Raw genomic sequence first — 16,523 nt, 5'->3', positions numbered from 1 at the left:
TCAACCCGGCAGGGTAATGATGATTGCGCCGCGATCCGTCGCCACGACCGTATGTTCATACTGCACGGCGGGAGCGCTGGGTTCGCTGTAGAGCGTCCATCCGTCACTCCCTTCGGTGGCCCAGAGCCCACCCCGGGAGAGGAACGGCTCGACGGTCAGAACGAGCCCCTTGTTGATACGCCGCTGGTCATTTCGGGTCGGCCAGGTCGCGATTTCCTCGGGGTATTCGTGCAGGGACCTGCCCACGCCATGGCTGGCGAGATTGCGAATGAGCGTGTAGCCCCGGTCCGAGGCAAAGCGCCCTATCGCCTGGCCAATACCTGCCAGCGGCTTTTCGCTGCCGACCTTGGCAATGCCAATGTCCATGGCAAGTTTGCCGTCACGGCAGAGACGCTCCAGAGAAGGCTCCACCTGGGCGACACGAAAGGTTGCCCCGGTATCCGCGAAATAGCCGTCTTTCGACGCCGAAACATCGATGTTGACCAGGTCACCCCGCGCGATCACCCGCTCGCCCGGAACGCCGTGGGCGATCTCTTCATTGACGCTGATGCAGGTTGCGCCGGGGAAGTCGTAAATTGCCTGGGGTGCCGATATCGCACCCTCTCGCTCCAGCAACGCCTTGCCGATCTCGTCCAGCTCTCGCGTCTTCATGCCGGGCTCCATCGACCTCGCCATGGCGTGCATCGTGTTGGCGACGATGCGGCCGATGGCTTTCAGCCCCTCCAGTTCGGCCTGTTTGGTGATCGTCATTCCGGGGTCCTTTGCTGAATCGAGTTGTTCATCCGGCGCGAGCCTGCAGGCGGCGGCGCTGTCTCGGTGGGCGCCGTCGTGCCGGGTTCTGATCCCCCCCCGCTATGAGCGCCGGAGGAATCCGTCAGGATGGCGTCGGCAATGAGTGTGAAGAGATGATCGGCACGAGCCGCATGCGATGGCTGCTCGCGCAGCCAGGCGAGCGCCGCGATGAGATCGAACAGCTCCGCGCCACTCAGGTCATCCCTGGCCTTGCCCTCGGCTTGGGCGCGGGTGAGAAGGGCCGTGCCTGCCGCCCGCAGCATGACGCATGAGTCATGAAGCGCGGAATTCGTATCCTCGATGGCTCCCATCATCAACGCGATGATGCCACGTTGGCGGTAAGTGAACTCAGTGGTTTCTTGCATCCACGCCACGAGCGCTTCGTCGGCGGAGTCCGAGCTCTCGAGCACTTTGGCCCGCTCCGCCAGTGCCTCGAAGCTGGCGCAGCAACGATTTGAGTCGCCATCGACCGTCATCTGGGCACGGGCGAAATGACGATCAGCGGTGATCCATCCCTGCTGAGTGAAGGGCTGGCGGCAGCGCACGATCCGATCATGGGTCGTGCGGCATGGCGGGACAGTCCGATGGAGGCAGACTCTTGCACCTTCCTTGGCGCTTTCGCGCCATCGAACCTGGGGAACGGCAACTCCCCCCACTAACGATCAGGCGTTCGTCGGCCAGGTCGCCAGAGCCTGATCGGCTACCGCATCGAGGGCTTCTCGACTGAACCCGGACTTGGCCTGCACCGCCATGCCGTGGGTCACCGCCATCAAGAACGCGGCCAGCGCGGCGCAATTTGTGGTTGCCGGCAGATCTCCCTCCTGCTGCGCCCGTTCGAAGCGCTCGCGTAGCTGGGCTTCTCCCTTCGCGCGCGCTGTTATCAGCGCCTGGCGCACGGGTTCCGACTCGTCCGACCCCGCCAGCGCGCCATTCACGATGAAACACCCGCTGTGCTCCGGATGACGGGTATTCAGTTCGGCGACACCGCGCAGTACGTGCTCGGCGACGTCTCGGGAGGTTGACTGCGCGAGCGCCTCCGGCAAGAAACCCAATTGCTGCTCCTCGTAGCGCTCCAGGGCGCGAAGGAACAGGGCTTCCTTGTTGCCGAAGGCCGAGTAGAGTGCTGGCCGTTCGACCCCAGTGGCCCGGGTCAGATCGTTGTAGGACGCGCCTTCGTAACCCTTGCGCCAGAACACGCACAGCGCTGCCTCCAACGCCTGTTCCACATCGAACTCTCGACGTCGTCCCATGGGACTCTCCTTTATTTCGTAACGGCCATTATAAAACACTGGACAGTCGCGAGCCATTTCGTAATCATCGTTACCGTAACGATCGTTATTTAATTTGGGTCGTCAACGGTGAGGTCTCGATCCGCAGGCGACATGTCATCGGTCAGGAGGAGCAGAGATGGATCGGATATTGGAAGGCAAGGTCGCGCTGGTCACCGGCGGCTCGCGGGGACTCGGCGCGGTAACGGCAGCGCGGCTGGCGGAACTGGGTGCCGATGTGGCAATCAGCTACGCCTCTTCCGCCGACAAGGCGAATACGGTGGTGGAACAACTGAAGTCGACAGGGGCCCGCGCGATGGCGATCCAGGCGGATCAGGCCGATCTCTCGGTCGCCAGGCCGTTGATCGACGCCGTCATCGCCGAATTCGGCAAGCTCGACATCCTGGTGAACAACGCCGGCATCGCGATCCAGGGCCAACTGGTGGATGATCCCGAACTCGACGGGGAAAACTACAATCGTCAGTGGCAGGTCAACGTGATGGGAACCATCGCGATCACGCGGGCGGCGGCGCCCAGACTGACCGATGGCGGTCGCATCATTTTCATCGGTTCCCTGCTCGGCTCCTACGTGCCTTTCGCTGGCGTCGCCGATTACGCCGCCACCAAGTGGGCGCTTGCCGGCTACGCCAAGGGCATCGCTCGCGACCTCGGCCCGCGCAACATCACGGTGAATGTGGTACAGCCGGGCATCATGCCCACGGACATGGCCTCGGACGTGGCCGGTGAGCTTCCCGACCGTGACGCCATTCTGGACATGCACCCGATCCGTCGTATCGCGACCCTCGAGGAAGTGGCGGACATCGTCGGTTTCCTGGCCGGGCCTTCCGCCGGCTACATCAATGGCGAGGCCATCAACGTCGCCGGTGGTCTCGGCATCTGAGTACGGGTGTCATCACCTTGCTCCGCCGCTTTGCACCGCTAGTGAAGCGGCGGATGTCGTGTCTCCATGCTGGGAGAGGGGCGAAGCGCTGGCTGACACTCGTCTTGATCGTCGCACGCACTTCAACGCGACACCTCGATCCGGCGCAGACACGGCGGTGGCAGCAGTCCGCCTGCCCCGGCGCCTGCTTGACCATGAACGGATCACGACGCCAGACGACGCTTTCGGCGGCTGGCCCCCGGGGGTTGTCCGGTGACGCGCTTATAGGCGCGGCTAAAGGCTGCCTGCGAGGTATAACCGAGCCGCAGCGCCACCTCTTCGATATGAAGGCCGTCCTGAGTCAGCCACTGGCTGGCTAGCTGCATTCGCAACTCGGTGGCATAACGCAGCGGTGGCGTGCCGATGGTGGCTTGAAAGCGCTCGGCGAAGACCGAACGCGAAATATGGCACTTGGCCGCCAGCTCTCCCACGCTCCAGTTGTGAGTGGGTTCCCTGTGCAGGGCAAGAATGCCCATGGCCAATCTGGGATCGCGCAGTGCGGCGACCATCCCCGCGGCATTGTCGCAGCCGCACTCAACCCAACCACGGACGATCATCGTGGCCACCACATCGGCGAGCCGGGCTAGGACACCGGCGAACCCAACCCGTCCAGAGCAGATCTCGCGTTTCATGGCGGTGAGAATCGGCACGAGGTCGGGATATCGCTGCCCCGCGGCATCGACCATCATCACGTCGGGCATCAGCCGGCTCAGGCCCTGCATGCCACCGAGATCGAACGCCATGCAACCATGAAAGAGAATCGCGCCGGGTATGTCCTGCTGACTGGGACAGATATCGATGGCGCAAACCGCGTCGCCGAGCGAGGCCACCTCGAAGCTGGAAATATCCTGAACCGCGAGATCAAGGCCGGATAACAGCTGATGTGCGGTGCCGTGCGGCATCAGCACGGCATTGCCCGCCGACAGCTCATGCAGCGTGCCATCTTTCATGCGCAACAGGGCGTCGCCTACCGCGAGGAAGTAAAAATGGGCGTGGCCAGGCCTGTCTTCAAAGCTGAAACCAAATGACGGTCCTGTCTGAATACGACGGTACCTGACGCCTCGCAAGCGCATGCCGGTGAGCATTTCGCTGATGAGATCGGAGGAGAGGGCGAAGGGATCTGGCGTTGCCATAGGGGTAACCGCATTCGGGGTTTCAATCAAAAAATCAGGGTTTAGTGTCATGGATCATCCTGCACGCCGATCATAGACTGCCGCTCATCATGAATGCCAAGGGATATTCTCTGATGAACAGCAGTGCCTGTGGTGTGGTATCTGATGCCAACCTGGATCAAGCGGTCGAGACGGAGCCTACCTCGCCAGCCTGGATGGCCGTGTTGTCGCTGGCGATGGGGGTGTTCGGGTTGCTGACCGCGGAGTACCTGCCAGCCAGTTTGTTGACGCCGATGGCTGCTGCGCTCGAGGTGTCGGAATCGATGGCGGGGCAGGCCGTCACGGTAACGGCGGCGGTGGCGCTCTTTGCCGGTTTGCTGGTTCCACGGCTCACCCGTGGCATCGACCGACGTACGGTGCTGCTGGGTTTCACCGCGATGATGATCGTTTCGAATCTGTTGGTCGCCCTGTCGTCCAGCCTGGCCGTTCTATTGATCATGCGGGTTTTCCTGGGCGTCGCCCTGGGCGGCTTCTGGAGCATGGCGGCAGCGGTGGCCATGCGGTTGGTGCCGGCGGCGCTGCTGCCACGCGCCTTGTCGATCATCTTCAGCGGCATCGCTGTGGGCACGGTCGTGGCCGTGCCGCTCGGCAGCTACATGGGCGGGCTTTATGGCTGGCACAGCGCCTTTCTGGCGGCCGCTGCGGTCGGGATGACAACGCTCGTCTTTCAGTGGTTCACGCTCCCTCGAATGACACCCACGGGAACCGCTCGGTTAACAACCATACTGGAGGTGCTGGCTCGGCAGGGAATTGGCGTGGGCATGTTGGGTTGCATACTGGCTCACACCGGCCATTTTGCCTTGTTCACCTACATTCGTCCCTTTCTGGAGAGCACGACAGGTGTCGGATCGGATGCCCTCGCACTCATGCTGCTGGGATTCGGCGTGGCTAACTTTATGGGAACGCTGCTGACCGGCTGGTTGATGGAACGGAGTTTGAGAGGGGCTTTGATACTGATGCCACTCCTGGTCGGTATCTCCGCGCTGGCGCTGGTGCTGCTGCCTTCATCGATCGTGAGCCAGGCGCTACTGGTCGCTTTCTGGGGCATGGCATTCGGTGGCGTGCCGGTTGCATGGTCCAACTGGGTAGCGCAGGCCGTGCCGGACCAGACAGAGAGTGCCGGTGGCATGGTGGTCGCGTCGGTGCAGTCTTCCATCGCAGTGGGGGCGGCCGCGGGTGGGGCCATGTTCAGCGTCAGTGGCATCATCGGGGTGTTCGTGGTGGGGGCCGTCGTCATGCTGCTCGCATCGCTGCTGATCGCGCTATGGGTCAGGGCATAGACAACCTGAGCCTCGAAACCAATGGGGAAGATCGATGGGGACGACGAGGATCGCGGTAGCCCTGAATGCCGGCATCGTCCGGCGCCTCGTCCAGGCTCGCGAAGGTGGATTGTCGTTCTGGCCGGCTCCTCCTTGGTTTCGACCCATTGGTTTCACCCCACCGGTTTCAACGCAACACCTCGATCCGACGCAGGCGCGGCGCGGCGAAATCGATGAAGGCTCGAACCTTCGCTGCCGCGCGGCGCCCCTCCACATGCACGAGATGAATCGGCAGCGGGGCGGGCTCGTGCGCTTCCAGCACGGTCTGGAGCGTACCTGACTCGAGATCGGGCCCGACCTGATACGACAGCATTCGACACAGCCCCCAGCCTTGCCTGGCGATATCGATGGCCGCGGCGAGGCTGCTGACCGTGAGTCGAGGATTCACCCTGACGCCATGGGTGCTGTCCCGCCCGAACCGCCATTCGTCAAGGGGCAGGCTGGCACCGCTCGATATCACCCGATGGGAAGCGAGATCGCTCGGTGTCTGCGGACGGCCTCGCGTGGCGAAATAGTCCGGCGAGCCGCAGATGACACGGCGAACCTGGCCGATCCGGACCGCGGAGAGTTCGGATGAGGGCAGGTGGCCGATACGCACGGCGATATCCAGGCCCTCCTCGACCAGGTTGACGATGCGGTCGACCATCAGCACGTCAGCGCGAACCCGCGGATATTCATCGAGAAACTCGGTCAGCAGCGGCGCAACGTGGATTCGTCCGAACTCCTGCGGACAGGTGATTCGCAGCTGTCCGACCGGTGTGTTGGCCGCGCCCGAGGCCATGTCGTCGGCGGCTTGAAGATGCGCGAGGATGTCGCGCACTTCCCCGAGGTAGGTCCGGCCTGCCTCGGTCAACCTGACCTGCCGTGTCGAGCGGGTGAAGAGCCGAGCACCGAGAGCGGCCTCGAGGGTGTTGATGGCTCGCGTGGCGGAGGGGGCGCTTAGCCCGGTGGCGCGGGCTCCCCTGGCAAAGCTTTCGGCTTCGGCAACAGCGACGAAAACGTTGAGGGCCTGAAGGCGGTCCATGATGTCCAGCTCGGCTACAGAGACGTGATAGTTTTAGAATATAAAACAGTTTCTTTCATAACGACCCTATTCTTTCGTGATTCATGAGGTTCTAGAGTGACGTTTCCGATCACCCGATCATCATCGCGATGAAGGAGCCTGTCATGTCGAACGCCAATGCCCTTTCCGATGTCCCCGTAAAGCTCTATCGCAATCCCAAGTCGGGCCACTGCCACCGTGTCGAGCTGATGCTGGCCCTGCTGGAGGTGCCTTACGAAACCGTCGACCTCGACATGGCCAACGGCGCCCACCGAGAGCCCGCCTATCTGAAGCTCAGCCCGCTGGGGCAGGTGCCGGCGATCGAGGACAACGGCATCACGCTTTCGGATTCCAACGCCATCATCACCTACCTGGTCGAGCGTTACGGTGATCCTGCCCTCTGGATCGGCAACAAGCCGCTCGAGAAGGCTCAGGTACAGCGCTGGCTCTCGATTGCGGCAGGCGAGATAGCCGCCGGTCCCTGCGCCGCGCGACTCGTCACCGTGTTCGGCGCACCGCTCGATCATGAGGCCGCCAAGACCAAGGCGTATGGTCTGCTGACGATGATGGATGCCCACCTCGAGGATCGCGACTGGCTAGCGGCCGATCGGCCGACGCTGGCCGATATCGCCGGCTACAGCTATATCGCCCACGCCCCGGAAGGCGGGGTGAGCCTCGATCCCTATCCGCACGTCCGGGCCTGGCTGGTGCGTATCGAGGCGCTGCCACGCTTCATCGGCATGGCACGCTCGCCGGTGCTGGCTTGAATCGGGTAAGTTCGAACGGAGGCGAGTCATGAATCGCGAACCGCCGTCCCTGGAGACGCCATTCCACGCCGGTGAGCTTGAGGCGCAGCGGCGCGCCGGGGTGGAAGGCATTGCCCGTTCGGCCGGCAGCTTCATCCGTGACTTCATGCCCGAGCAGCATCGCGAGTTCTTCGCCCAGTTGCCGTTCATCGTCATGGCCACCGGCGATGCTCAGGGTCGTCCTTGGGTCACGCTGCTGGAGGGCGAGGGCGGCTTCATCGAGACGCCCGATGCGCGGACGCTGGCGATGGCAGCGGCGCCCGATGCCCAGGACCCGCTGGCCTCGGCAGTCATGGCCGGGGTCGACGTGGGCCTGCTCGGAATCGAGCTGGCAACGCGTCGCCGCAACCGGCTCAACGGGGTGGTCCGGTCGGCGCAGGAGCGTCTGGTCGTCGAGGTGCAACAGAGCTTCGGCAACTGCCCGCAGTACATCCGCGAGCGCGAGTGGCGGCGCGTCGAATCCGTGGCCGCGCCGGACGCCACCGTCTCCGAACGACTCGATAGCGGGCAGCGTGCGCGAATCTCCGCGGCGGATACCTTCTTCATCGGCTCCGTCGCCGGCTCCGTCCACGATTCAGACAGGGAGCCCAGCGCGAGCCGGGGTTACGACGCCTCTCATCGCGGCGGCGAGCCCGGCTTCGTGCAGGTGACCGAGAACGGAACGCTGTGGATCCCGGACTACGCCGGCAACAACTTCTTCAACACCCTTGGCAACCTGATCCAGGATCCCCGGGTGGGACTGCTGTTCGTCGATTTCGAAACCGGCGGCCTGCTGCAGATCACCGGCCGGGCCCGCATCGACTGGTCGCCGCAGCAGAGCCGAGATCCGAACGCCAAGCGCTGGATCGAAGTGTGCGTCGAGCAGGTCGTCGACCGGCCGGCCGCGCTGACACTGCGATGGCGGCGGGAGGACGAAGCCCCGCTGCGGTTGACGGTCGTCGACAAGGTGGCAGAAAGCGACCAGATCACCTCTTTCTACCTGGCCGAGCCGGAGGGGGGAGCGCTGCCGCCATTCCAGGCCGGCCAGCACCTGGCGGTCGAGCTGGAGGTGCCACATCAGCCGGGGCGGGTCGGTCGCAGTTACTCGCTCTCGGGATCGCCATCCGACGCGACCTATCGCATCAGCGTCAAGCGCGAGGCGCGGGGCACGGCGTCGCGTTTTCTGCACGACGGGATCGCTATCGGTGACTCCATCGCGGCACGTCCGCCGTCGGGTGAGTTCATCTTGCCCGACCGGCTAGGGCCGCTGGTACTGGTCAGCGCCGGGGTGGGGATCACGCCGATGTTGTCGATGCTGCACTCGGTGGTGGCGAAAGCGGAAAACGAGAGACCACCGGTCTGGTTCGTGCACGCCACGCGCAACGGCGGGACGCACGCCTTCCGGGCCGAGGTCGGGGCATTGGTGGCCAAGGCCGACAATGTGAAACGACGTATCTTCTATAGTGCACCGCGCCCGAATGACACGGCAGGTGTCGATTACGACATCCAGGGGCGAGTCACGCCCGACGACCTGCTCGAACTCGGCGCTGGGGCGGACGCGAGCTATCTGCTCTGCGGCCCGGCCCGGTTTCTCGCCGAGATCAGCGCCGGGCTGGAGGCGCGCGGTGTCGAGGCGGATCGGATCGACTTCGAGACCTTCGGCCCGGCGGGATGACACGGCAGCAGCGCCAGGGGCAGAAGCTCCGACTAAAGTCCTAATTTCGAGAGCCGCTCTTCTGCGAGGAGACTTGGTACGCTAGCGGCTCATCGCAGCTTCTGGTTTCCCTCGCCGTGCGTGGCGAGCTTATTTTTCATCGCTCCCGAGCCGAGCGACTTTTTCACTGCTCCCGAACCGAGCGTTAAGGCGAATCCATGATCATCTCAGGCCCTTCCGATTACCGCCGAGCTGCCAGGCGGCGTGTTCCTCGCTTTCTGTTCGACTACCTCGATGGTGGCGCGGTGACCGAGAGCACGATGCGGAGCAACGTCGAGGCCCTGCAGGCCATTCCGCTGCGCCAACGGGTGCTGCAGGGCGGTGGCACCCCAGCGCTCGAGACCGAGGTGCTCGGCAATCGCTGGAAGCTGCCGGTGGCGCTGGCACCGGTCGGGGCGACCGGCATGTACGCGCGTCGCGGCGAGGTTCAGGCCGCCAGGGCGGCGGAAAAAGCTGGTATTCCCTATACGCTGTCGACGGTGTCGGTCTGTTCCATCGAGGAGGTGGCGAAGGGCGCTGGCGGAGAGTTGTGGTCCCAGCTCTATGTGCTGAAGGATCGCGGCTTCATGCAGAACGCGCTGGAGCGCGCCTGGGCGGCGGGCATGAAGACGCTGGTCTTCACCGTCGACATGCCGCTGCCGGGCTCACGCTACCGCGACCGCCACTCCGGCATGTCCGGCCCCCATGCCAAACTGCGCCAGGCCGTCCAGGCGCTGACTCACCCCCGTTGGGCGTTCGACGTCGCGCTCAAGGGCAAGCCCTTGTCGTTCGGCAATATCGAGGCGTACACCGGCCGCGAGATGACCATGGACGACTACATGGGATTTCTGGCCAAGAACTTCGATCCCTCCATCAGCTGGAGCGAACTGGAGTGGATCCGCGATAGCTGGAAGGGCAACCTGATCATCAAGGGGCTGCTGGACAAGGAGGATGCTCGTGATGCGGTGCGCATGGGCGCCGATGGCATCATCGTCTCCAATCATGGCGGGCGGCAGCTGGATGGCGCCATCCCCACCGCGCGGGCATTGCCGCATATCGTCGACGCCGTCGGTGACGAGCTGACGGTGCTGGCGGACTCCGGAGTTCGATCAGGGCTGGATGTGGTCAGGATGCTGGCGCTGGGGGCCAAGGGGGTGCTGCTCGGCCGCGCCTATGCGTATGCGCTGGCGGCGGGTGGTGAGCGCGGCGTCTCGCATCTGCTGGAACTGATCGCGGCTGACCTGCGCGTGACCATGACGCTGATTGGGGCCCACTCGCCTGCCGATATCAATGCCAGCCATCTGGAATCGGCCGTGAAGTCGTTGGCGCGCGAGCAGGGTCCCGCGGTGGCGTCTCCGGAAACCGCAAGATTCTGAACGCGGGAAGTTACCGTCGGTCGTGACGACAATGCCCCGCTGGAGTGCACCGGCGGGGCATCGTGGATCTTGCCGTCGTGATCAGGTCGAGCTGTCGGTCTCGCCCTCGGCCGCCGGATCGTCGCTGGCGGTGTCGGCTTCCCCGCCAGTCATCGCGGATTCGTCCTCGGACATGGCAGCGCTTTCGTCGTCATTGGCGGGGCGGTTGGCGCCATCCCGCGTGACGCGCCACACCGCGTTGGTCAGGTCGTCGGCGATGATCACCGAGCCATCCGGCGCAACGGTCACTCCCACCGGGCGCCCCCGCGTCCTGCCGTCATCGGTGAGAAAGCCGGAGACGAAATCGATCGGGTCGCCGGCAGGCTCGCCGTTCTGGAACGGGACGAAGACGACCTTGTAACCGACGGGGTCGGCACGGTTCCAACTGCCGTGCTCGCCGACGAAGGCGCCATCGGTGAACTCGCCCCCGACGGCCTCATTGGAGAAGGCGACGCCCAGGGGCGCGCGATGTGAGCCGAGACTGTAGTCGGGGGCGATCGCCGACTCGACCAACTCCGGGTTTTCCGGCTTGACTCGCGGGTCGACGTGCTGGCCCCAGTAGCTGTATGGCCAGCCGTAGAAGCCGCCATCCTGGATGGAGGTGAGGTAGTCCGGCACCAGATGCGGGCCGAGCTCGTCACGCTCGTTGGCGACGGCCCAGAGTTGGTCCGTCCCGGGCTGGATGGTCAGCGCGGTGGGGTTGCGCACGCCGGTGGCGTAGGCGCGATGCGCGCCGGTCTCCGGGTCGATCGCCCAGATTTCCGCACGGTCGACCTCCGCTTCCATGCCTCGCTCGGTAATGTTGCTGTTCGAGCCGATACCAACGTATAGCGTCTGCCCATCGGCGCTTGCCGTCAGCGCTTTGGTCCAATGGTGATTGATCTCGGCGGGCAGCGGTGTCACGAGCTCGGGCTCGCCGCTGGCTTGGGTTTGGCCTTGCTGATAATCGAATCGGACCAGCGCTCCCTGGTTGGCCACGTAGAGATCGTTGCCGATCAGGGCGAGACCGTAGGGCGCGTCGAGATTCTCGGCGAATACCGTCTGTTCTTCGTAGGTGCCGTCACCATCGCTATCACGTAGCAGCGTCAAGCGGTTGCCACCCTTGACCGAGGTCTTGCCCTTGGCCTTGATCACACCGGCGATGAAGTCCTTCGGCTTGAGTTTCGGGGCGTGGCCGCCGCTGCCTTCGGCAACCAGGATATCGCCATTCGGCAGCACCAGTGTCTGACGCGGAATCCGGAGATCGGTCGCGATGGGCTGGATGCTGTAGCCATCCGGCACCGTGGGTCGCTTGTCATCCCAGGGCGCCTGCTCGGGGACGCCCATGTTGGGCAGCAGGCCGCGCTGGGGATCGGGCAGTTCCGGGTCGGCGCCATACTGCTGATCGTCGTCAGCGGCGTGGGCACTTCCGGCCAGCAGCAGGATCGACAAGGGGGCGGCATAACGCATGCGGGTTGATCTGTTGGCGTGTTTCATGAGTAACCTCCGCTCTTGCGGCTGGTGAATCCGATCCAGACGGCGGCGAACGCGAGCACCGCGACGACCACCGACAGGGTCAGGCCCGTTGGCATCATCGCCCAGGCATCCCGGGCGTGAACCAGCGCATTGACGAAGCCGAGGACCCAGGTCACCAGCAGCAGTACGAAGTAGAGTACGGAAAGGCCGCGGCTGCCGGCGGGGCGAAAGATCCCGATCAGCGCGCAGATCAGCGCAAAGCCGCAAAACACCAGCCCACCGGCGATCAGCCAGGACGAGAAGGTGGCCCACTGAATGTGGAAACTCGTGAAGTAGGCGTAGTCGCTCAGCGCGGCGCCCAGGAAGAGCGGGAAGCCGCCGGCAAGCAGCATCCCGTGGAGTGGATTCGGTCCTGTGCGGACCGGTCGTTCGTCGGTGGCAATCATGGCAAGCTCCTTTTGCTGGTCAAGCGAAGACACGTCACCGGGGCGACAAGGGCCTTTGCCGGGGAAGACATCCCGTCCAGTGGGTAAAGTGTAGTCGACTCGTCGAGCCCTCAACACGCCGATCACGCTTCCGTTTCCGCCGAGAGCATCGGTGGGAACGGCGATGGCGGCCAGGCCGGGGCTTCAGGATGAGTCTGTCGGCTATCCAGCGCGCGGGAGCGCTATTCGACGATTTCAGTCGGGGCTAGTGTCGAAATCTCTCCGCCAGCCTGCTGGAACCGATCGAAATAGCGGTGTGAATCCAGGAGCTGATACGGGAAATAGAGTCCGGGTGGCGTGGCAGGCCCGCCATCGAGTCCCAGCAGCCTCTCGAGCACCAGTGCCACCCCCAACCCGGTCAGCGGCATCTGGCCCTCGGGGTGGATCACGGCATGGCGCGTGCATAGCGACTGGCCGTCATGATCACGGCCGGCGAGTTCGACCAGAATCTCGGTGGACATCGGCTCGCCGCGTCGGCGGCTGGAACTGACGCCGATCGCGAGGTTGAATTCGACGTTCGGAGCGCCGGTCGCGGTGGCCAGGGCGACGACATCGTGGGGCGAGAGCGCGGAGGCTTCCATCTCGATGCCATCGGCGGCGAGGAAGGTGGTCTTGAGGTCATCCCCGGTTCGCCAGATCCAGGCGCCCTTGCGACGGACCTGAACGGCGGGAATGGCCTGCGTCTGGCGCTCGAGATCGTCGAATGCGGCCGGTCCGCCTTCGTCTTGGATGTCCAGCAGCGCGCCAAGCCGAATCGAATCGACGCGGCTGAACGCCTTGGCGAACTCGAGCGTGGGGATCGTCGTGGCGCCCACTAGCCATTCCGTGCCCAGCACCACTGGCGCGGCATCCGGCGCGTGCATGTAAGCCGCGATTTCCGGGCCGGTCTCATACAGGGCGGGTGAGATGCTGAGATAGGGGACCTTGCGGGCCTGGGCAAAGGCGAGCGCGGCGCTACTTGTATCGGTGAAATAGATCGCGACCGCGCTGATCGGCCGCTTGCCAAGGCCCAGATCGGCTGCGGCGAGATCGACCGTCACCGCTTCCGCATGGCCGATCTCCCGGGCCATACGCTGCGCCTTGTCGAGATCGCGGCCGCCGATCAGTAGCGGTACATCGGGGTATGAGTGGCGCAAGTATTTCGCCGTCTGGCGACCGACGATGCCGGCACCGCCAACGAGCAGAATGGGATCGGGTGTCATTGCGACGTCTCCTGGGATCGTGATAAACCTACCAAAAGTAGGTTGTGAGAAACGATAAGCTACTTTTGGTAGGTTATCAATGAGGAGTGATCGATTGGCAGGCGAGGAAAAAAAGGGCAATCCCCAGGAGCAGACGGAAAAGCCTGTATCGCGCCGGCTTTCCCGTTCCCAGCGGCGGCGGCAACTGCTGGATGTGGCGTTGACGATCGTTCGTGACGAGGGCGCCGACCGATTGACGCTGGGACACCTGGCGGCTCGAGCCGGGATCTCGAAACCGGTCGCCTACGACCATTTCGGTACGCGTTCGAAGTTACTCATCGAACTCTACAAGTCGATCGACCAGACACAGGCAGCGGCGCTCCAGGCCGCACTGACAACCGGCGAGCGCAGCATCGAAGAGACCATCGCCGCTCTCGCCTCGGCCTACATTCATTGCTACGCCGATACCACTGGCGAATGGCATGCGATCGGCGCTGCGCTGGCGGGGAGCGAGGAGAAGGAGGCGGTATATCAGGAGCTGCTCGATGGTTACGTCCAGCTGTTCGCCGCCGTGCTGAAACCGCATATCGATCTACAGCAGGCCGAGCTGGAGCGGCGCTGCATCGGCTTGATCGGTGCCGGTGAAGCCTTGTCAGGCGCGATGGTGCGCGGCAATTGCGGTGAGCCCGAAGCCGCAGAGACTTTCGCATCGCTGATTCGGGGTGGGTTGCGAGAGTCCTTGTCATGTCGATCAAACGGGGAGGCGTGAATGGACTTGAAGCCGCGCTATGAAGCTTATATCGCGTGTTTGAACGCGCGAGATCTGGACGGCCTCGATGAGTTCGTCAGTGATACCGTCATCCACAACGGTTCGGCGCTTGGCCTAGGGGGGTATCGCGAGATGCTCGCCGGCGACTACCGCGACATACCCGACCTGCGCTTCTCCGTCGAACGGCTGGTATCCGACGCCACGACCGTTGCCAGCAGGCTGTGTTTCGACTGTCATCCCAAAGCCGAATTCATGGGACTGCCCGTCGACGGTCGGCGGGTCGTGTTTCACGAGAACGTCTTCTATCGATTCGCCGAGGGGAAGATCCAGGAGGTGTGGTCGGTGATCGACAAGGCAGCGATAGAACTGCAGCTGTAGATTGCACGGCCAGTACCGTGCGTAGTCATTGATGCTTTTCGTTCGAAAACGGCGGCGTCAGACGAGGAAATTCGGCGAACGATCATGGCGCATCAAAAAACCAACCTCCCCACCAGGCTCTGTCCTGTCTGCCAGCGGCCGTTCACCTGGCGCAAGAAGTGGGCACGGGACTGGGAGAATGTCGTCTATTGCTCGGAGCGGTGTCGGCGCCAGGGACGAGACTGACCTGCACGGAGGCGCCTTCGGTGGTGTTGACCCATGTGATGGACGCGCTCCGGAGAAGTCGGGATGATCCGCCGGATGAACTACACGGATGACTCACTAGAGCGGTGACGCACGGATGAAGAAAATCGGCTCATGGCAGCGGTGGTTGGTGGCGGCATCGATATGGCTGGTATCCAGCCTGTGCCTGGCACAGACCCAGGATGCAGACGGCGTGCAGGACTGGTACGCCATCGATTCGCTGAATACCGGTCTGGGGAAGGCGCCGGGTTCCGTCAAGCTCAGAACGCCGCGGGAGTCGATGCGTACCTTCCGCGATCTGACCGACCAGGGCGATTTCGAGGCGGCGGCCCACATCCTCAACCTCGCCGATCTTTCCCCGCCGGCGCAGCGCGAGCGGGGCGCCGAGCTGGCCCGACAGCTCGCCGCCATCTTCCAGCGTGGCAAGTCGATCCGTATTTCGCACCTCTCCGGACGCCAGGATGCCGCCATCGAGGATCCTACCGGCGAGAGCCCCCATGCCGGCGAGCCACGTCGCGATATCGAGTTGGCCAGGCTCGCGGCCGATGGCGACACCTACGATATCCGGCTGGGTCGCTATCAACTGGATAGCGAGGAGCCGGTCTGGCTGATCATGCCGGAGAGCGTGGCGGCGATTCCCGTGCTCTATGACGAGTACGGCCCGGCGGCGTTCGAGCGCCACATTCCCGAGAGTCTCAAGAACTCCTTCGGGCCGCTCAGGATCTGGGAGTGGATCGCGATCCCGCTGGTGCTGCTGGTGGTCGCGCTGATCGGCAAGGGGGTCTATCGGTTGGTCGAGGTGATGACGCGCTGGTTGCCTTCCGGCTCGCCGAGCATCTTTGCCAAGCAGATTCGCGGCCCGGTGGCGCTTATCGTGATGTCGTTGCTGACCCAGGCGCTGCTCGACTATGTCGTCTCCTTCTCGGCGATCGCGACGACCACCCTGCGAGTGGTGCTGATCGCCATCCTGGCCTGGGGAATCGGGGCCGTCGGGCTGCGGCTCGTCGATACCATGATGCTGAAGATGACGCGTCGCCTCGCGGGGCAGATCGATGACTCCAAGCCCAAGGACGACCGCAAGCTGCTCACCACACTCTATGCGGTTCGACGCATCATCATTCTCATTCTGGTGACGGCGGTTTCGATCTATGTCCTTGGGCAGGTCCAGCTCTTCGAAACCCTGGGGCTGTCGATTTTGGCCTCGGCAAGCGTGCTGGCGGTGCTGGTGGGCGTGGCGGGGCAGGCCGTTCTCGGCAACATCCTGTCATCGTTTCAGCTGTCGCTGGCCAAGCCGATACGGGTCGGCGACCTGGTGATGTTCGAGGGGCAGTGGGCCTATGTCGAGGGGATCTTCTACACCCATATCCGGCTGCGGTTATGGAACGAGCGACGCCTGATCGTGCCGGTCACCTATTTCGCCTCGAAGGCCTTCGAGAACCTCTCATCCAAGAGTACCAAGGAGTATCGCAGCCTCGTGCTGACGCTGCACCTGAGCGCCGATATCGCGATCCTGCGCGACAAGTTCCTCGAGTTCGCCAAGGCCGAGGAGAACGTCATCGAGCATCACAAACTGCTGTGCTGCGTGA

The 16,523-nt window shown here is 63.8% G+C and carries 17 protein-coding genes; 9 read left to right on the top strand and 8 right to left on the bottom strand.

Features of this window, described 5'->3' with window-relative positions; all coding sequences use genetic code 11:
- The 3 genes from map to DOM54_RS01280 form a co-directional block, all read right to left on the bottom strand.
- Complete coding sequence (map, locus tag DOM54_RS01290) at positions 1–750, bottom strand: type I methionyl aminopeptidase (protein WP_110714632.1); 750 nt, start codon at positions 748–750, stop codon at positions 1–3.
- The gene (locus DOM54_RS01285; RefSeq protein WP_110714631.1) at positions 747–1,337 is read right to left on the bottom strand and encodes an SbtR family transcriptional regulator; all 591 of its coding nucleotides are present in this window, start codon (positions 1,335–1,337) and stop codon (positions 747–749) included. The genes map and DOM54_RS01285 overlap by 4 nt, the downstream gene beginning before the upstream one ends.
- A gap of 117 nt (positions 1,338–1,454) precedes the next feature.
- Positions 1,455–2,042: a TetR/AcrR family transcriptional regulator gene (locus tag DOM54_RS01280; RefSeq protein ID WP_110714630.1), complete on the bottom strand. Its 588-nt coding sequence runs from the start codon at positions 2,040–2,042 to the stop codon at positions 1,455–1,457.
- Between the two features lie 157 nt (positions 2,043–2,199).
- Between DOM54_RS01280 and DOM54_RS01275 the strand changes: the two genes are divergently transcribed.
- Positions 2,200–2,961, top strand: a complete 762-nt coding sequence (locus DOM54_RS01275) for an SDR family NAD(P)-dependent oxidoreductase (RefSeq protein WP_110714629.1) — start codon at positions 2,200–2,202, stop codon at positions 2,959–2,961.
- 203 nt (positions 2,962–3,164) lie between these two features.
- On the opposite strand, the gene DOM54_RS01270 is transcribed toward DOM54_RS01275, so the two are convergent.
- Complete coding sequence (locus DOM54_RS01270) at positions 3,165–4,184, bottom strand: AraC family transcriptional regulator (RefSeq protein ID WP_110714628.1); 1,020 nt, start codon at positions 4,182–4,184, stop codon at positions 3,165–3,167.
- A 62-nt stretch (positions 4,185–4,246) separates the two neighbouring features.
- Here DOM54_RS01270 and DOM54_RS01265 point away from each other — a divergent pair, with 62 nt between their 5' ends.
- Positions 4,247–5,452 (top strand): MFS transporter, encoded by a 1,206-nt coding sequence (locus DOM54_RS01265; RefSeq protein WP_110715077.1) that lies wholly within the window; start codon positions 4,247–4,249, stop codon positions 5,450–5,452.
- A 166-nt stretch (positions 5,453–5,618) separates the two neighbouring features.
- On the opposite strand, the gene DOM54_RS01260 is transcribed toward DOM54_RS01265, so the two are convergent.
- On the bottom strand, positions 5,619–6,515 hold the full coding sequence (locus DOM54_RS01260) for a LysR family transcriptional regulator (protein WP_110714627.1): 897 nt from the start codon (positions 6,513–6,515) through the stop codon (positions 5,619–5,621).
- A gap of 143 nt (positions 6,516–6,658) precedes the next feature.
- Here DOM54_RS01260 and DOM54_RS01255 point away from each other — a divergent pair, with 143 nt between their 5' ends.
- From DOM54_RS01255 to lldD, 3 genes are all read left to right on the top strand, one after another.
- Positions 6,659–7,300: a glutathione S-transferase family protein gene (locus tag DOM54_RS01255; RefSeq protein WP_110714626.1), complete on the top strand. Its 642-nt coding sequence runs from the start codon at positions 6,659–6,661 to the stop codon at positions 7,298–7,300.
- 28 nt (positions 7,301–7,328) lie between these two features.
- The gene (locus DOM54_RS01250) at positions 7,329–8,993 is read left to right on the top strand and encodes a pyridoxamine 5'-phosphate oxidase family protein (RefSeq protein WP_110714625.1); all 1,665 of its coding nucleotides are present in this window, start codon (positions 7,329–7,331) and stop codon (positions 8,991–8,993) included.
- Positions 8,994–9,190: 197 nt separating this feature from the next.
- Complete coding sequence (gene lldD / locus DOM54_RS01245; RefSeq protein WP_110714624.1) at positions 9,191–10,387, top strand: FMN-dependent L-lactate dehydrogenase LldD; 1,197 nt, start codon at positions 9,191–9,193, stop codon at positions 10,385–10,387.
- An 81-nt stretch (positions 10,388–10,468) separates the two neighbouring features.
- Here the strand turns inward: lldD and DOM54_RS01240 are convergent, their stop codons facing one another.
- From DOM54_RS01240 to DOM54_RS01230, 3 genes are all read right to left on the bottom strand, one after another.
- Entirely contained in the window at positions 10,469–11,902 is a 1,434-nt protein-coding gene (locus DOM54_RS01240) for a PQQ-dependent sugar dehydrogenase (protein ID WP_110714623.1), read from the bottom strand.
- Positions 11,899–12,327, bottom strand: coding sequence for a DUF2231 domain-containing protein (locus DOM54_RS01235; RefSeq protein ID WP_110714622.1), 429 nt, complete (start codon positions 12,325–12,327; stop codon positions 11,899–11,901). The genes DOM54_RS01240 and DOM54_RS01235 overlap by 4 nt, the downstream gene beginning before the upstream one ends.
- Positions 12,328–12,548: 221 nt before the next feature.
- Positions 12,549–13,568 carry an NAD(P)-dependent oxidoreductase gene (locus DOM54_RS01230; RefSeq protein WP_110714621.1) on the bottom strand — a complete coding sequence of 340 codons (1,020 nt, stop codon included), beginning with the start codon at positions 13,566–13,568 and terminating at the stop codon, positions 12,549–12,551.
- Positions 13,569–13,662: 94 nt separating this feature from the next.
- On the opposite strand from DOM54_RS01230, the gene DOM54_RS01225 reads away from it, so the two are divergent.
- From DOM54_RS01225 to DOM54_RS01210, 4 genes are all read left to right on the top strand, one after another.
- Entirely contained in the window at positions 13,663–14,316 is a 654-nt protein-coding gene (locus DOM54_RS01225; protein WP_240613722.1) for a TetR/AcrR family transcriptional regulator, read from the top strand.
- Positions 14,317–14,694: an ester cyclase gene (locus DOM54_RS01220; protein ID WP_110714620.1), complete on the top strand. Its 378-nt coding sequence runs from the start codon at positions 14,317–14,319 to the stop codon at positions 14,692–14,694.
- 84 nt (positions 14,695–14,778) lie between these two features.
- Positions 14,779–14,919 (top strand): DUF2256 domain-containing protein, encoded by a 141-nt coding sequence (locus DOM54_RS01215; protein ID WP_110714619.1) that lies wholly within the window; start codon positions 14,779–14,781, stop codon positions 14,917–14,919.
- Between the two features lie 115 nt (positions 14,920–15,034).
- Positions 15,035–16,523 (top strand): mechanosensitive ion channel family protein (locus DOM54_RS01210; protein ID WP_110714618.1); only part of this gene is annotated, 1,489 nt, incomplete at its 3' end.

This window comes from Salinicola acroporae (genome assembly GCF_003206615.1).
Taxonomy (GTDB): Bacteria; Pseudomonadota; Gammaproteobacteria; order Pseudomonadales; family Halomonadaceae; genus Salinicola; species Salinicola acroporae.
The sequence above is the reverse complement of the archived record's forward strand: the minus strand, read 5'-3'. Positions and strand labels throughout refer to the sequence as shown.

Bases quoted from the DNA above. Each gene is read 5' to 3' on its own strand.
- map (WP_110714632.1), bottom strand. From the start codon at position 750: ATGACGATCACCAAACAGGCCGAACTGGAGGGGCTGAAAGCCATCGGC.
- lldD (WP_110714624.1), top strand. From the start codon at position 9,191: ATGATCATCTCAGGCCCTTCCGATTACCGCCGAGCTGCCAGGCGGCGT.
- DOM54_RS01250 (WP_110714625.1), top strand. From the start codon at position 7,329: ATGAATCGCGAACCGCCGTCCCTGGAGACGCCATTCCACGCCGGTGAG.
- DOM54_RS01265 (WP_110715077.1), top strand. From the start codon at position 4,247: ATGAACAGCAGTGCCTGTGGTGTGGTATCTGATGCCAACCTGGATCAA.
- DOM54_RS01270 (WP_110714628.1), bottom strand. From the start codon at position 4,184: ATGACACTAAACCCTGATTTTTTGATTGAAACCCCGAATGCGGTTACC.
- DOM54_RS01220 (WP_110714620.1), top strand. From the start codon at position 14,317: ATGGACTTGAAGCCGCGCTATGAAGCTTATATCGCGTGTTTGAACGCG.
- DOM54_RS01260 (WP_110714627.1), bottom strand. From the start codon at position 6,515: ATGGACCGCCTTCAGGCCCTCAACGTTTTCGTCGCTGTTGCCGAAGCC.
- DOM54_RS01235 (WP_110714622.1), bottom strand. From the start codon at position 12,327: ATGATTGCCACCGACGAACGACCGGTCCGCACAGGACCGAATCCACTC.
- DOM54_RS01275 (WP_110714629.1), top strand. From the start codon at position 2,200: ATGGATCGGATATTGGAAGGCAAGGTCGCGCTGGTCACCGGCGGCTCG.
- DOM54_RS01240 (WP_110714623.1), bottom strand. From the start codon at position 11,902: ATGAAACACGCCAACAGATCAACCCGCATGCGTTATGCCGCCCCCTTG.
- DOM54_RS01230 (WP_110714621.1), bottom strand. From the start codon at position 13,568: ATGACACCCGATCCCATTCTGCTCGTTGGCGGTGCCGGCATCGTCGGT.
- DOM54_RS01255 (WP_110714626.1), top strand. From the start codon at position 6,659: ATGTCGAACGCCAATGCCCTTTCCGATGTCCCCGTAAAGCTCTATCGC.
- DOM54_RS01215 (WP_110714619.1), top strand. From the start codon at position 14,779: ATGGCGCATCAAAAAACCAACCTCCCCACCAGGCTCTGTCCTGTCTGC.
- DOM54_RS01280 (WP_110714630.1), bottom strand. From the start codon at position 2,042: ATGGGACGACGTCGAGAGTTCGATGTGGAACAGGCGTTGGAGGCAGCG.